Raw genomic sequence first — 14,145 nt, 5'->3', positions numbered from 1 at the left:
TATGGCAAAGAAAAAACAGCTGCCACCGGTTGTGGTAGCGACGGATAAAAAGAAGGCGCTGGATCAGGCGCTGGCACAGATTGAAAAACAGCATGGCGCAAACGCTGTCATGTATCTCGGACAGGAAACCCAGCCGCTGGATAAGGAGGTCATTTCCACCGGTTCCATCGGTCTGGATATGGCGCTGGGCATTGGCGGCCTGCCGCGCGGCAGAATCATTGAAATTTACGGACCGGAATCCTCCGGTAAAACCACGCTGGCGCTGCATGCGATTGCATCCGCACAGGCAAAGGACGGCATTGCGGCGTTCATCGACGCGGAGCATGCGCTCGACCCGGTCTATGCGGCAGCGCTCGGTGTCGATGTTGACAGCCTGCTGGTCTCTCAGCCGGACAGCGGTGACCAGGGTCTGGAAATTGCGGAACAGCTTGTCCGTTCGGGTGCGTTGGATATCATCGTCATCGACTCGGTTGCCGCGCTGGTTCCGCGTGCCGAAATCGAGGGCGAGATGGGCGACTCATTTGTCGGTTTGCATGCGCGCCTGATGAGCCAGGCGCTGCGCAAGCTGGCTGGTGTCATTTCCAAGTCCAAGTGTGTGGCGATCTTTATCAACCAGCTGCGTGAGAAGGTCGGCGTGATTTATGGTTCGCCGGAGGTCACGACGGGTGGCCGTGCCCTGAAGTTCTATGCTTCGGTGCGCATCGACGTGCGCCGCGTGGAGCACCTGAAGGACGGCGAAACGCTGATCGGCAGCCATACGCGCGCGAAAATCGTCAAGAATAAGATGGCGCCCCCGTTCCGTGAGGCGCAGTTTGACATTATGTATGGCGAAGGTATTTCGCGCACGGGTGAGCTGGTCGATCTGGGCGTCGAATATGGCCTGATTAAGAAGGGCGGCGCATGGTTTACCATCGGTGAGCAGCGCTTCCAGGGCCGCGACAACGCGAAGAAATATCTCGCGGAAAATCAGGAGGTTGCGGATAATCTGGAGGCGGAAATCCGCCAGGCGATTCAGGAGAGCCGCAAAAAGGCACAGGAGGAGCGTGACGCGCGCAATGAGCTGCGCCGCAAGCAGCTGCGCAGCGAGGGCGCGTCCCATGCAGAGGAAGAAACCGCGTCCGCACCGGAGGAAGAAAAGCCCGCACAGCGCCGCTCGGCAGCGGTGTCCATTGATGCGGATGACTTCGGCGAGGACGATATTTAATGGACGGGCAGCAGGACGAAGAGCAGTACCGCAAGGCAGCGGAATGCGCGGCAAAGATGCTTGCGCGCCGCCCGCTGTCGGCGGCAATGCTGGAGAAAAAGCTGCTGGAAAAGAAGTTCTGTGAGCAGGCCGCAGGCTACGCGGTAGAGCGCATGCGCGTGCTCGGAGCGGTGGATGACGCCGCGTTTGCCGAGCTGGTGGTGCGCTCGTATGCGCGCAGGGGGTGTGGTGAGCTGCGCATCCGGCAGGAGCTGCGTGTGCGCGGCGTGCCGGATGATGTGATCGCGCAGGCACTGCGCGATTTTGAGCCGGAGATGGATGCGATGCTGAAGCTGCTGGATAAGCGGCTGCGCGGTGATGTATCCGACCGGCGCGAATGTGAAAAGGCCATGGCGGCATTGCAGCGGCGCGGGTTTACCTTTTCCCAAATCCGCGCGGCGATGCAGGCATACCGCACCGAAGCCGAAGAGGATCAATAAGCGCGGCGGGGCTGCGCACCGAGGAGGAAATTTACACTTATGTCAATTCGATTGGGATTGATTTCACTGGGCTGTGCCAAGAATCTTGTGGACAGCGAACACATGCTGGCACAGCTCGCAGAAGCCGGCGTTACCATTGTCGATGATGTCGCAGAGGCGGATGTTGCGGTCATCAATACGTGCGGCTTTATCGAATCCGCAAAGCAGGAGGCCATTCAGACCATTCTGGAGACCGCAGAGCTGAAAAAGAGCGGGCAGCTCAAGGCGCTGATTGTCACCGGCTGTCTGGTGCAGCGCTATCCGGAGGAGATTACCGAGGAGATGCCGGAAATTGATGCGGTGCTCGGTACGGGCAGCTATACCAACATCGTCGACGCGGTGCGCGCAGTTATGCAGGCACCGGGCACGGTATACCGCAATTTTGGCCAGATCGATGAGGCTGAGATGGAGGGCGGACGGATCCTGCTTACGCCGGGCTATTCCGCCTATCTGAAAATTGCGGAAGGCTGCAACAACCACTGTGCCTATTGCGTGATTCCGAAGCTGCGCGGCAAGTTCCGTTCGCGCCCGATGGAGGACATTCTGGAGGAGGCGCGCGCCATGGCAGCAGCCGGTGTGCGTGAAATCATCGTCGTGGCACAGGACATCACACGCTACGGCACCGACCTGTACGGTGAGCGTCGCCTGTCCGACCTGCTGCATGAGCTGTGTGCCATGGACTTTACCTGGGTGCGCCTGCACTATCTCTATCCGGACGAAATTACGGACGACATGATTGAAACGATTGCAACAGAACCGAAGATTGTCAAGTATCTTGACATCCCAATTCAGCATGTGAACAACCGTATTCTGAAAGCGATGCATCGCCGCGGCGACAGTGCATTTCTGCGCGATTTGTTTGGCGAGCTGCGCTCGCGCATTCCTGGCCTTGTGCTGCGCACGAGCCTGATTGTCGGCCTGCCGGGTGAGACCGAGGAGGAATTTGAGGAGCTGTGCGAATTTATGCGCGAGATGAACATCGAGCGGGCGGGTGTGTTCTGTTATTCGCCGGAGGAGGGCAGTGAAGCCGCAGAGATGCCGGATCAGATCGACGAGGAGACCAAGAACGAGCGCCGCATGATTCTCGAAGAACTTCAGTCGGATGTACTCGACCGCTTTGCCGCCCGCATGAAGGGACAGCTCATCGAAGTGCTGTGCGAGGGCTGGGACGGCGAAACCGGTCTGTATTATGGCAGAAGCTATGCCGATTCGCCGGATATTGACGGTCGCGTGCTGTTTGACAGCGCTTTTTCCGTCGAGGAAGGACAGTTTGTCCCGGTGCGTATCACGGGTGCACAGGGCGCAGATCTGACCGGAAATACCGAAACAATGGAATGACGCGATTGACACCCGAAGGGTGACAACGTATAATAAACGGTGCGGAACCTGTTTCCGCACAACATACTCTGTAAGGAAGGAACACATATGACACTTGCCAATAAAATTACATTGGCGCGCATTGCGCTGATTCCGATTTTTCTTGTGCTCGCGGTGCTCGGCGGAACGACGTTCGACATCCTTGCACTGGTGCTGTTCATCGTGTGCAGTGCCACCGATTTTCTCGACGGCTATGTCGCGCGCAAATACAATCAGGTGACTGATTTCGGCAAATTTGTCGACCCGCTGGCGGATAAGCTGCTGGTGTGTGCGGCGATGATGATCTTTGTCGACCGCGGCCTGATGTACGGTTGGATGGTTTTCATTATCCTCGCGCGTGAATTTATTATCACCTCTCTGCGCACGGTTGCCATGGGAAAAAACCGCGTGCTCGCCGCGGCGTGGTCGGGCAAGGTGAAGACCTGTGTCCAGATCGCCGGCGTCATTGTGATTTTCCTGTGCAGCATTGTGACCGGCGGAAATCTGACCGGCGCGGCACATGCGCTGGTTGTCATTGCAGGCTGGGTTATGACGCTGATGACGCTGTATTCCGGCTATGATTACATGCACCGCAACTGGGATATCGTTGCGGAGGGTGCAACCCGTTCCAAATAAATCAAATCTGTCTGAACGGCAGACAAAGGGGAGACCGTTTTTATGAAGCTGTATAATTCCATGACACGCAAAAAGGAAGAATTTGTTCCGATTGAGCCGGGAAAGGTCAAGATGTATTCCTGCGGCCCGACGGTGTATAACTTTTTCCATATCGGCAATGCGCGTCCGTTTATTATTTTCGATACCCTGCGCCGCTACTTTGAGTACCGCGGCTATGAGGTTCAGTTCGTCCAGAATTTTACCGATATCGATGACAAGGTTATCAACAAGGCAAATGCCGAAGGCGTGACCTATGATGTCATTGCAGACCGTTATATCAAGGAATATTTCACCGATGCAAAGGGGCTGGGTATCCGCCCGGCGACCGTGCATCCGCGTGCAACCGAGACCATGGATGCGATTATCGACATCGTCAAGAAGCTGGTCGACAACGGCCACGCCTATGCCGCACCGAACGGTGACGTCTATTTCCGCACCAAGAGCTTCCCGGAATACGGCAAGCTGTCGCACCAGCCGCTCGATGAATTGCAGGCCGGTGCGCGCATCAGCGTCGGCGAGCTGAAGGAAGATCCGATGGACTTCGCTGTCTGGAAGGCTGCCAAGCCGGGTGAGCCGAGCTGGGAGTCCCCGTGGGGACAGGGCAGACCGGGCTGGCACATCGAGTGCTCTGCCATGGTCAATAAGTACCTCGGCAAGACGATTGACATTCACTCCGGCGGCAAGGATCTGATCTTCCCGCACCATGAGAATGAAATTGCACAGTCCGAGTGTGCGAACGGCTGCACGTTTGCCAACTACTGGCTGCACAACGGCTTCCTGACCATCGACAACGAGAAGATGTCCAAGTCCAAGGGCAATTTCTTCATGGTTCGTGAGGCAGCTGAGGTCTATGGCTATGAGACCATCCGCATGTTCATGCTGTCTGCCCAGTACCGCAGCCCGCTGAACTACTCCGAGGAGTCGCTGATGATGGCGAAGAACTCGCTGGCACGCCTGTATACTGCGGCGGAGAACCTCCAGTTCCTGCTCGACCATCAGACCGGCGACACGATGACCGAAGCGGAGCAGGCAAAGGCGGATTCGTTTGACCAGTACCGTCAGAAGTTCATCGATGCGATGGATGACGATCTGAACACCGCAGATGCACTTGCGGCAATCTTTGAGCTGGTTCGTGAGATCAACACCGCAGTCAAAGACCCGGCATGCACCCATGCGTTTGTTCAGGCATGCTTTGAACGCATGATGGAGCTGTGCGGCGTGCTTGGCCTGGTCGATCATCTGGAAAAGAAAACAATTGACAGTGAGATTGAGGATCTGATTGCACAGCGTACCGCAGCCAAGAAGGCAAAGAATTTCGCAGAGGCTGACCGCATCCGCGATTACCTGCTGAACGAAAAGGGCATTATCATCAAGGATACCCGTCAGGGCACGCAGTGGAGCTATAAGGAATAACAAGCAAGTTGTATTTGGGCAGCGCCATCCTTCGGGATGGCGCTGTCTTTGTATGGAGGACAATTGTATAACTGAATTGGTTAAATATTCAAAAATAAGTGCCAAAACGTGCGTGAAAATCGATGAAAATGGAACAAGATGCATAAGCACAGCAGGTACCCGGAAAAATGACCATGAAGCGCGGACGTTTTGCCGAAAATTTCGACAGTTAGTCTGTTTACATCGGAACAGCCAGCGAGTATAATGTAATTTAATTACAAGAAAATCCAGTATTGAAGATTAGGAAAAGGAGTCGAAAAACGATGGCATATTACTTTTCTGAACCGTCCCGTACCTTCAGCGAGTACCTGCTGGTACCGGGCTATTCCTCGAAAGAATGCATTCCCACCAATGTCAGCCTGAAGACACCGATTGTTAAATTCCGCAAGGGCGAAGAAGAATGCCCGATCTCCATTAATATCCCGATGGTATCCGCTATCATGCAGGCGGTATCCAACGATACCATGGCGATTGCACTCGCCAAGGAAGGCGGTATGTCGTTCATCTATGGCTCCCAGAGCATCGAATCCGAAGCAGCGATGGTTGCAAAGGTCAAGAGCTACAAGGCGGGCTTTGTTGTAAGCGACTCCAACATCAAGCCGGAGCAGACACTGGCGGATGTCCTTGCACTCAAGGAGAAGACCGGCCATTCCACCATGGCAGTTACCGAGGACGGCACTCCGAACGGCAAACTGCTCGGCGTTGTCACCGGACGCGATTACCGCATCAGCCGCATGGACCGTGCGACCCGCGTCAGCGAGTTCATGACCCCGTTTGAAAAGCTGATTACCGCGCCGAAGGAAACTTCCCTGAAGGAAGCCAACAACATCATTTGGGATCACAAGCTGAATTCCCTGCCGATTATCGACGAAAATCAGAACCTGGTTTACATGGTATTCCGCAAGGACTACGATTCCCATAAGGAAAATACACTCGAACTGCTGGATGCACACAAGCGCTACATGGTCGGCGCAGGTATCAATACCCGCGACTACGCAGAGCGTGTCCCGGCACTGATCGAGGCGGGCGCAGATGTTCTGTGCATCGACTCCTCTGAGGGCTTCACCGAATGGCAGAAGCTGACGCTCGACTGGATCCGTGAAAATTACGGCGATTCCGTCAAGGTCGGCATGGGCAATGTCGTTGACCGCGAGGGCTTCCTGTATCTGGCCAAGTGCGGTGCGGACTTTATCAAGGTCGGCATCGGCGGCGGTTCCATCTGCATCACCCGTGAGCAGAAGGGCATTGGCCGTGGACAGGCAACCGCACTGATTGAGGTTGCTGCTGCCCGAGATGAGTACTATGAACAGACCGGCATTTATATCCCGATTTGCTCTGACGGCGGCCTGGTTTATGACTACCACATGACGCTGGCGCTGGCAATGGGCGCAGACTTCCTGATGCTCGGCCGTTATTTCTCCCGCTTCGACGAGTCCCCGACGAACCGCGTTGTCATCGGCGGCTCCTACATGAAGGAGTACTGGGGCGAAGGCTCTGCACGTGCGAGAAACTGGCAGCGCTATGACATGGGCGGCGATAAGAAGCTGTCGTTTGAGGAAGGCGTTGATTCCTACGTTCCGTATGCCGGTTCGCTGAAGGACAATGTTGGCATGACACTGTCTAAGGTTCGCTCCACCATGTGCAACTGCGGCGCGCTGACCATTCCGGAGTTGCAGGAAAAGGCAAAGATCACGCTGGTATCTGCGACCTCCATTGTCGAGGGCGGCGCACACGACGTTGTGCTCAAGGATTCCTCCGCGAACGTTGTCAAGTAATCGGAAATTTGATACAATCAATCCGGCAGATGTGCGCATCTGCCGGATTTTTTTCGCTTGGGGGAAGTCGGCAGCCCGTCAATCGGATCGCTGACCGCGCCGGATTCTGAGAAAGGACAGGCCATGGATTTTTTACAGATCATACGTTCCGAAGTGTTCTGGGAATTGGTGTTGTTTGCAGTGTTCAGCCTGCTTGCGATCTGGTCGGCGCGTGCGGCACTGTACCGGATTTTGTGCTGTGCGGTTGGCACAGAATACGCCGCCGGGCTGCATCAGAAACAGGGCTGGTACAATGCCTTTACCATGCGCTATGCGCGCCACTGGCTGGATCAGCTCAAAAAGCCGTTTGATTTGTGTACAGCGCTGCTGTGGCTGGGCATCGTCCTGCTCGCAGTGGGAGTTACTGTGCAGCTGCACTATGACATTGCCATCCTGACAGACAATGCATCTATGCTGGATGTACGGCATATGCATCTGTTTATGAAGGCATTTGATGCCGTGCTCGGCGTTTTGGCAATGGTCTGCCTGCGGCAGTATCGTATATGGGACGCTGTTTTGAAGGAAATGGAGTAGAATGCGGCAAGATTGTGCATCGGCATTTGCCGCACGCACAGAATCAACTGCATTGCTTGACAATTGATACACACCAATTTATAATAAGATGAAGCATGATTTCATGCACTACTAAGATGAAGCATGGAGAAGAGATAGTATGGCAAAAGATCCGTATAAGATTTATTTGAGCGAGGACGAAATCCCGAAGCAGTGGTACAATGTCCGCGCGGATATGAAGACCGACCATCGCCCGATTCTGCATCCGGGCACGCTCAAGCCGGTCACAGTGGACGATATGTCCCCGATTTTCTGCACCAAGCTGGCAGAGCAGGAGCTGAATGCGACGGACCGCTTTATTGATATCCCGGAGCCGGTGCGCGAACGCTACCGTATGTATCGTCCGTCTCCGCTGATGCGTGCGTATTATCTGGAGAAGGCGCTGGATACCCCGGCGAAGATTTACTACAAGTATGAAGGCGGCAACACCAGCGGCAGCCATAAGCTGAACTCCTCAATTGCACAGGCATATTATGCCAAGGAGCAGGGACTCAAGGGCGTTACCACGGAGACCGGCGCAGGCCAGTGGGGTACTGCGCTGTCGATGGCATGCCAGTATTTTGGTCTCGACTGCAAGGTATTTATGGTAAAATGCTCGTATGAGCAGAAGCCGTACCGCAAGGAAGTCATCCATACCTATGATGCAGACATCATCCCGTCTCCGTCGGACACAACCGAGGTCGGCAGAAAGATTCTGGAACGCTTCCCGGGCAGCACCGGTTCGCTCGGTACGGCAATTTCCGAGGCAGTGGAATATGCGACCACACATGACGGCTATCGCTATGTCCTTGGCAGCGTGCTCAATCAGGTTCTGATTCATCAGAGCATCATCGGCATCGAGGCAAAGGCTGCGATGGAAAAGGTAGACGCATACCCGGATATCGTCATCGGCTGTGCAGGCGGCGGCTCCAACCTCGGCGGCATTATGGCGCCGTTCATGGGCGACAAGCTGAACGGCAAGGCAAATCCGTATTTTATCGCAGTTGAGCCGGCCTCCTGCCCGTCGCTGACGCGCGGTAAGTTTGCATATGACTTCTGTGATACCGGTATGGTTACGCCGCTGGCAAAGATGTATACTCTTGGTTGCGGCTTTATCCCGTCGGCAAACCATGCGGGCGGCCTGCGCTATCACGGCATGAGCCCGATCCTGTCTCAGCTGTATCATGACGGCTTCCTCGATGAGGCGCGTGCGGTTGAGCAGACCGCTGTCTTTGAGGCTGCTGAACTGTTTGCAAAGGTCGAGGGCATCCTGCCCGCACCGGAATCCTCCCATGCCATCCGCGTGGCGATTGATGAGGCAATCCGCTGCCGCGAGTCCGGCGAGGCGAAGACCATCCTGTTCAACCTGACCGGCACGGGCTATTTCGATCTGGCTGCCTATAAGGCATACAACGAAAAGACCATGTCCGACTATATTCCGACCGATGAGGATCTGGCGCGCGGTTTTGCCACCATCCCGAAGCTGCCGGGTATTCAGGAATAATTCCGAGTTTTTGTGTATTTTTTGTAAAAACTAGCGTACGTCCTGTTTTCCAAGCCGGAAAACAGGACGTTTTTCGTTGCAATTTGCCTACGGGGATGATATGATATAAAAAGGAAAGGGTGTGAGTTTTTTGTTTGAGCAGCAGATTACAGAATATTTAAAACCCTACAGTCCCAATGAGGGCGTTTTAAAGACGATGTCAGCCCTTGTTGCAGAGCGTATGACGGAAGAACCAAGTATGCCGACCCCAAGTATTGCAGGACCTGTGCTGATCCAGTGTATCTGGGCGGATGAGGCGACCTGTAGCGGCTATGCCAATCTGCTGGCAGCGAGCATGAACCCGAAAAAGCGCGGACTGGTACATCCCGCGTTTGTCGCGATTGTCGGACAGCTGGACAGCCTGGATCTGGCATTTCTGCGCACGCTGCGCGACCGTGTGACAATGGGCGTCGCCAACTGCTATCTGTGTAAGACCAAGAAGGAGGGCGGTTTTGCTTCCCGTCAGGTCGAAATCAAATCGAGCGCGGTCAAGGTTATCTCCCGCATGACGGATTTCCTGCCGGAGGACGGCGACTATGCGCGCGTACAGGCGACAATCGACAACCTCATTCGATTACAGCTGATCGAAGTACATATGCGATCGGAACGGGAGGAACTCACCCAGATTCAGAGTGATGTATATGAAAACATTTACATGCTGTTTGAACAGGTCATCAACAAGACGGTTGAGGAATTCCGTGAACGCTTCCCGAAATACCATGGCGGCCAGATTCGCCTGAGTACGGGAAATATCATGTTGACGGCGCTGGGCAGTCGGTTTATCCGCATTTGCCTGCCGTAAGATCATTCAAAAACGGTATCCGCCCCGGGGCAGTTCAGTTTGGCACCGGGGCGGTTTTCTGCACGCTTCTCTAAAAGTCTCGCGGGATTTCTCCGGCGGCACGACTTGACAAAACGGGGTGCGGTTGGTATACTATATAAGTCAATTTGCCGCTGTGGCGAAATCGGCAGACGCAAGGGACTTAAAATCCCTCGCTGGCAACAGCGTACCGGTTCAAGTCCGGTCAGCGGCACCAGATAGAACTCTGATTCAGATGCGGGGCATCGGGTCAGGGTTCTTTCTATCCACAGAAAGGAGTTCAGATCATATGAGAAAAAAGCTGCTGCCTCTGTTATCTCAAATCAGAGTCAGGTCATGTGTCATTGCCCTGTGCAGCAGTGCATTTCTTGCATTCGGGCTGTATCAGGTACACAGCCTGTCCGGTGTGACGGAGGGAGGCGTGCTGGGATTGACCTTGCTTCTGGAGCACTGGTGGGGCATTTCACCGTCGCTGTCCGGCGGCCTGCTCAATCTGGTGTGCTATGCCGTAGGGTGGAAACTGCTGGGACAGACCTTTCTGGTCTATTCATTTGTGGCGACTGTCGGTTTTTCCGCGTCATACCATTTATGGGAGCGCTTTGAACCGTTCTGGCCGCAGCTGGCGGATATGCCGCTGACAGCGGCAGCCATCGGCGCACTGTTTGTCGGCATCGGCACCGGGCTGTGTGTGCGTGTGGGCGGCGCGGCGAGCGGTGACGATGCGCTGGCGATGAGCGTTTCATATGTGACCCATGTCGATATCAAGTGGGTCTTTCTGCTGATTGATATCGCCGTGCTCGCGCTGTCGCTGAGCTATATTCCGGTGCAGCGCATCGCATATTCGGTGCTGACCGTAGTGCTCTCCGGACAGATCATCGGAATATTGCAGAAAATCCATAAATAGGAACAAAAAGATCGATGCAGAAGCTGATAAAAATTGGAAGTTTTTCTTTTTGGAACATCCGTCAAAACAATTGATGTTACCGTTTCTTTGTAGTATTATAAATTGGTAGGACAACTTTGGACGGAGGAAACCAGTATGAAACTTTTGCGGCAGTTTGGTATGATTCTGCTGATTACATTTGCCGGTGAGCTGCTTCGGATGCTGCTCCCGCTGCCGATTCCGGCAAGCATCTACGGCATGCTGCTGATGTTGGCGGTGCTGATGACGGGTGTGATTCGGCTGGATGAGGTGGAGCAGGCGGGAGATTTTCTCATTGAGATTATGCCGATCCTGTTTGTTCCCGCAGCAGTCGGATTGATGGATGCATGGAACGAGCTGCGGCCGATCCTGCTTGCCGTTTCGGTTATCACGGTCGTTGTGACAGTGATGGTTATGGCGGTCACCGGAATCGTGACACAGTGGGTGATCCGTCAGGAAAAGGCCGCAGCTGCCCGTGCGTCACTGCCGCATATCCGGCACAGCAAGCGGGAGGCCATCCATGAGTGAAGTACTGACAAGCTGTACCTATTTCGGCGTGCTGCTCACAATCGCGGCATTTCTGTTCGGCCTGTGGTGCAAGCGGAAATTCGGCTGGGCAATCTGCAATCCGCTGCTGATTGCCGTCATTGTTGTGATGGGCGTCCTGCTTGCGCTGCGCATCGATTACAAAGCCTATGAGGAGAGCGCACAGTACATCAGCTATCTGCTCACCCCATCCACCGTCTGCCTTGCCATTCCGCTGTACCGCCAGATGAAGCTGCTCAGGCAGAACGCAAAGGCAATTGCACTGGGCAGCATTGCGGGCGTGCTGGCAAGCATGGGCGGCATTCTGCTTTTGTCGGTGCTGTTCGGGCTGACACATGAGCAGTATGTGACACTGCTGCCGAAGTCCATCACGACTGCGATCGGCATGGGCATTTCAGAGGAGCTGGGCGGCATTGTGACGATCACTGTCGCTGTCATCATTCTGACCGGCATTTTGGGAAATATGATTGTGTCCGGTGTGTGCCGCCTGTTCCGCATTGAGGAGCCGGTGGCAAAGGGGCTTGCCGTCGGCACGGCAGCGCATGCCATCGGTACGGCGCGCGCGATGGAGATGGGCGAGATTGAGGGCGCGATGAGCTCGCTTGCCATTGCGGTTTCCGGCACGCTGACCGCATGCACGGCATCGCTGTTTGCCATGCTGTGGTAAAACCTGTTTGCAAACGGACGGCTGATCGGGTATACTGGATAGCGGAATCCCGATAAACAGCTGTGACAGAATATGTGATCTCTCCACAGGCTGGGGAGATCTTTTTTTTCGGAAGGAGGGCGTTTATGTGGCAGACAGTCTGGCCGCTGCTTCTGGTCATCGCGTCCAATACGACCTATCATTTGATTTCCAACCGCACGCCTGCGCAGGTCAATCCGTTTTTGTCGCTGGTCGTGACTTATCTGGTGAGTGCGGCGGTGGCGCTTGCGCTGTATCTGGCGACAGCGGGCGGAAGCGGCCTCGCCCAGGGACTTTCCCGCCTCAACTGGACGAGTGCCGCGCTCGGTCTGGCGGTTGTCGGTCTGGAAGCCGGCTTCCTGTACATGTACCGCACCGGCTGGGCCATCAGCGTCGCATCCCTGACCGCCAATCTGGCCGTTGCCGTTCTGCTGCTGGTAATCGGCGTGCTGTGTTACCATGAGGGCATGAGTGTGCGTCAATTGTTCGGCGCGGCACTGTGTGTGGCAGGGCTGATTCTCGTGAATTATAAGTAAAAGGCAAACCCTGCGGTTTGCTTTTTTTGTGAAAAAAGAAAAATTTTTCTGTGATATTTTTCTGCCCAGACAGTCTGTTAGACAAAGAGGGAGGTGAAGCGGCATGAACATCGGGCAAATCTATGAGGACTATTTTCTGGATGTCTATAAATATGTGCGCGGCCTGTCGGCGAGCGACATGGTTGCCGAGGAGATCACACAGGAAACCTTTTTTCGCGCCATGCGGTCGCTGGACAGCTTCCGCGGAGACTGTGATGTGCGGGTATGGCTGTGCCGCATCGCCCGCAACTGTTACTTTACCTACCTGAAAAAACAGAAGCATGTGACTGGAAATGAAACGGATTTTGACTTGATGCCGGATGTCACAGATATCGAACAGCAGCTGGTGGATAAAGACTGTGCCTTTGCCGTGCATCAGGCACTGCATGCGCTTCCCGAACCGTATCGCGAGGTATTCACGCTCCGCGTGTTCGGCGAGCTGTCGTTTTCACAGATCGGCGCACTGTTCGGCAAGACAGACCACTGGGCATGTGTGACCTACCACCGCGCCCGGCAGAAGATTCAGAAGCAGACAGGAGGGATATCATGAAACGCATCGATTGTGAGGTCATCCGCGACCTGCTCCCACTGTATGTGGAGGATATGGCGAGCGAAGCGAGCCGCAGGCTGGTTGAGGACCATCTGGAAGAGTGCGAGGACTGCCGCCGTGAGTTGGAGGAAATGCGCGCCGGAGACGCAGAGAAGAAGCCGGTGTACAGTGCGGAACCGCTGCGTGAGCTGCGGAGGAAACTGCACCGACACACCGCAGTTGCTGTATCTGTAACAGTATTTGTAATGATTTGTATCGGTCTTCTGATCTGGAGCCTCTGCATAGACGGTTCAGATGCATTTGGATATAGCTTGCTTGCTATGTATTTGGTTCTCCCTCTGGCGAGCTGTGTCTGCTGCATATTTGCAGGCAGATCGGGCAGCAGGTTGAAATGGATTGTGCCGCTGTTGTTTGCTGTTGGCACCGCTGGGGGGATATATTTTATATTTCATTCTTTTGAACTGTTTTATGTCACGGCTTTTGCACTTGTTCCGGCGCTGATTGGGATTGGTATCGGCATTGCCATCAGAAGATCAGAATTGTCGGAGGGTGAACGGCGTGCGAGCACATGGACAGCATGGGCACAGCGGCACAGACAGGCAGCAGGTCTCATCCGGGTGGCAGGCGTCACCACAATTGTGCTGATTTGTCTGCTTGCCGCGATGCACGACGATGGTATGCTCACGGTGGTGCTGTCGATGCTGCTTCTGCCGGTTGTCGCACTGGTCAGCTCATTGGCAGCGGGGCGGTCGGATAGTAGGTATAAATACCTCGTTCCGCTGGTATTTCCCGCCGCTGTGCTGTGTACACCGCTCCGATCGTGGTTCGGCGGCATGTACCTGGTGCTATTTATTACAGTCCCTGCACTGCTCGGTCTGGTGATCGGGCTGATTTTGTACCGGTCCCGCAAAAAAGAGTAAAAAAAGCCGGGCT

15 protein-coding genes and 1 tRNA gene are annotated in these 14,145 nt (G+C 54.8%); all 16 read left to right on the top strand.

Going from position 1 to position 14,145, the window contains the following annotated elements; translation table 11 throughout:
- Position 1 precedes the first annotated feature (1 nt).
- Positions 2-1,204: a recombinase RecA gene (gene recA / locus CBW42_RS06090; RefSeq protein WP_087018786.1), complete on the top strand. Its 1,203-nt coding sequence runs from the start codon at positions 2-4 to the stop codon at positions 1,202-1,204.
- Positions 1,204-1,683, top strand: a complete 480-nt coding sequence (locus tag CBW42_RS06085) for a regulatory protein RecX (protein ID WP_087018783.1) — start codon at positions 1,204-1,206, stop codon at positions 1,681-1,683. Before recA ends, CBW42_RS06085 begins: the two co-directional genes overlap by 1 nt.
- A gap of 39 nt (positions 1,684-1,722) precedes the next feature.
- The gene (gene rimO / locus CBW42_RS06080) at positions 1,723-3,060 is read left to right on the top strand and encodes a 30S ribosomal protein S12 methylthiotransferase RimO (protein WP_205703616.1); all 1,338 of its coding nucleotides are present in this window, start codon (positions 1,723-1,725) and stop codon (positions 3,058-3,060) included.
- Between the two features lie 87 nt (positions 3,061-3,147).
- Positions 3,148-3,714 (top strand): CDP-diacylglycerol--glycerol-3-phosphate 3-phosphatidyltransferase, encoded by a 567-nt coding sequence (gene pgsA / locus CBW42_RS06075; protein WP_087018781.1) that lies wholly within the window; start codon positions 3,148-3,150, stop codon positions 3,712-3,714.
- Positions 3,715-3,756: 42 nt separating this feature from the next.
- On the top strand, positions 3,757-5,166 hold the full coding sequence (cysS, locus tag CBW42_RS06070) for a cysteine--tRNA ligase (protein WP_087018779.1): 1,410 nt from the start codon (positions 3,757-3,759) through the stop codon (positions 5,164-5,166).
- 302 nt (positions 5,167-5,468) lie between these two features.
- On the top strand, positions 5,469-6,980 hold the full coding sequence (locus CBW42_RS06065) for an IMP dehydrogenase (protein WP_087018777.1): 1,512 nt from the start codon (positions 5,469-5,471) through the stop codon (positions 6,978-6,980).
- A 123-nt stretch (positions 6,981-7,103) separates the two neighbouring features.
- Positions 7,104-7,553 (top strand): hypothetical protein, encoded by a 450-nt coding sequence (locus CBW42_RS06060; RefSeq protein ID WP_133058272.1) that lies wholly within the window; start codon positions 7,104-7,106, stop codon positions 7,551-7,553.
- Positions 7,554-7,692: 139 nt separating this feature from the next.
- Positions 7,693-9,075, top strand: a complete 1,383-nt coding sequence (locus tag CBW42_RS06055) for a TrpB-like pyridoxal phosphate-dependent enzyme (protein ID WP_087018773.1) — start codon at positions 7,693-7,695, stop codon at positions 9,073-9,075.
- A gap of 196 nt (positions 9,076-9,271) precedes the next feature.
- Positions 9,272-9,916, top strand: coding sequence for a DUF4393 domain-containing protein (locus CBW42_RS06050; protein ID WP_087018771.1), 645 nt, complete (start codon positions 9,272-9,274; stop codon positions 9,914-9,916).
- A 148-nt stretch (positions 9,917-10,064) separates the two neighbouring features.
- Positions 10,065-10,151 (top strand) — tRNA-Leu (locus CBW42_RS06045).
- 72 nt (positions 10,152-10,223) lie between these two features.
- On the top strand, positions 10,224-10,838 hold the full coding sequence (locus tag CBW42_RS06040) for a YitT family protein (protein ID WP_165761082.1): 615 nt from the start codon (positions 10,224-10,226) through the stop codon (positions 10,836-10,838).
- A gap of 135 nt (positions 10,839-10,973) precedes the next feature.
- Positions 10,974-11,384 carry a CidA/LrgA family protein gene (locus CBW42_RS06035; RefSeq protein WP_087018767.1) on the top strand — a complete coding sequence of 137 codons (411 nt, stop codon included), beginning with the start codon at positions 10,974-10,976 and terminating at the stop codon, positions 11,382-11,384.
- Complete coding sequence (locus CBW42_RS06030; RefSeq protein WP_087018765.1) at positions 11,377-12,069, top strand: LrgB family protein; 693 nt, start codon at positions 11,377-11,379, stop codon at positions 12,067-12,069. Before CBW42_RS06035 ends, CBW42_RS06030 begins: the two co-directional genes overlap by 8 nt.
- Positions 12,070-12,194: 125 nt before the next feature.
- Complete coding sequence (locus CBW42_RS06025; protein ID WP_087018763.1) at positions 12,195-12,623, top strand: hypothetical protein; 429 nt, start codon at positions 12,195-12,197, stop codon at positions 12,621-12,623.
- Between the two features lie 103 nt (positions 12,624-12,726).
- Complete coding sequence (locus CBW42_RS06020) at positions 12,727-13,212, top strand: RNA polymerase sigma factor (RefSeq protein WP_087018761.1); 486 nt, start codon at positions 12,727-12,729, stop codon at positions 13,210-13,212.
- The gene (locus CBW42_RS06015; protein WP_087018759.1) at positions 13,209-14,132 is read left to right on the top strand and encodes a zf-HC2 domain-containing protein; all 924 of its coding nucleotides are present in this window, start codon (positions 13,209-13,211) and stop codon (positions 14,130-14,132) included. The genes CBW42_RS06020 and CBW42_RS06015 overlap by 4 nt, the downstream gene beginning before the upstream one ends.
- The last annotated feature ends 13 nt before the right edge of the window (positions 14,133-14,145 follow it).

This window comes from Butyricicoccus porcorum (assembly GCF_002157465.1).
GTDB lineage: Bacteria > Bacillota > Clostridia > Oscillospirales > Butyricicoccaceae > Butyricicoccus_A > Butyricicoccus_A porcorum.
The sequence above is the reverse complement of the archived record's forward strand: the minus strand, read 5'-3'. Positions and strand labels throughout refer to the sequence as shown.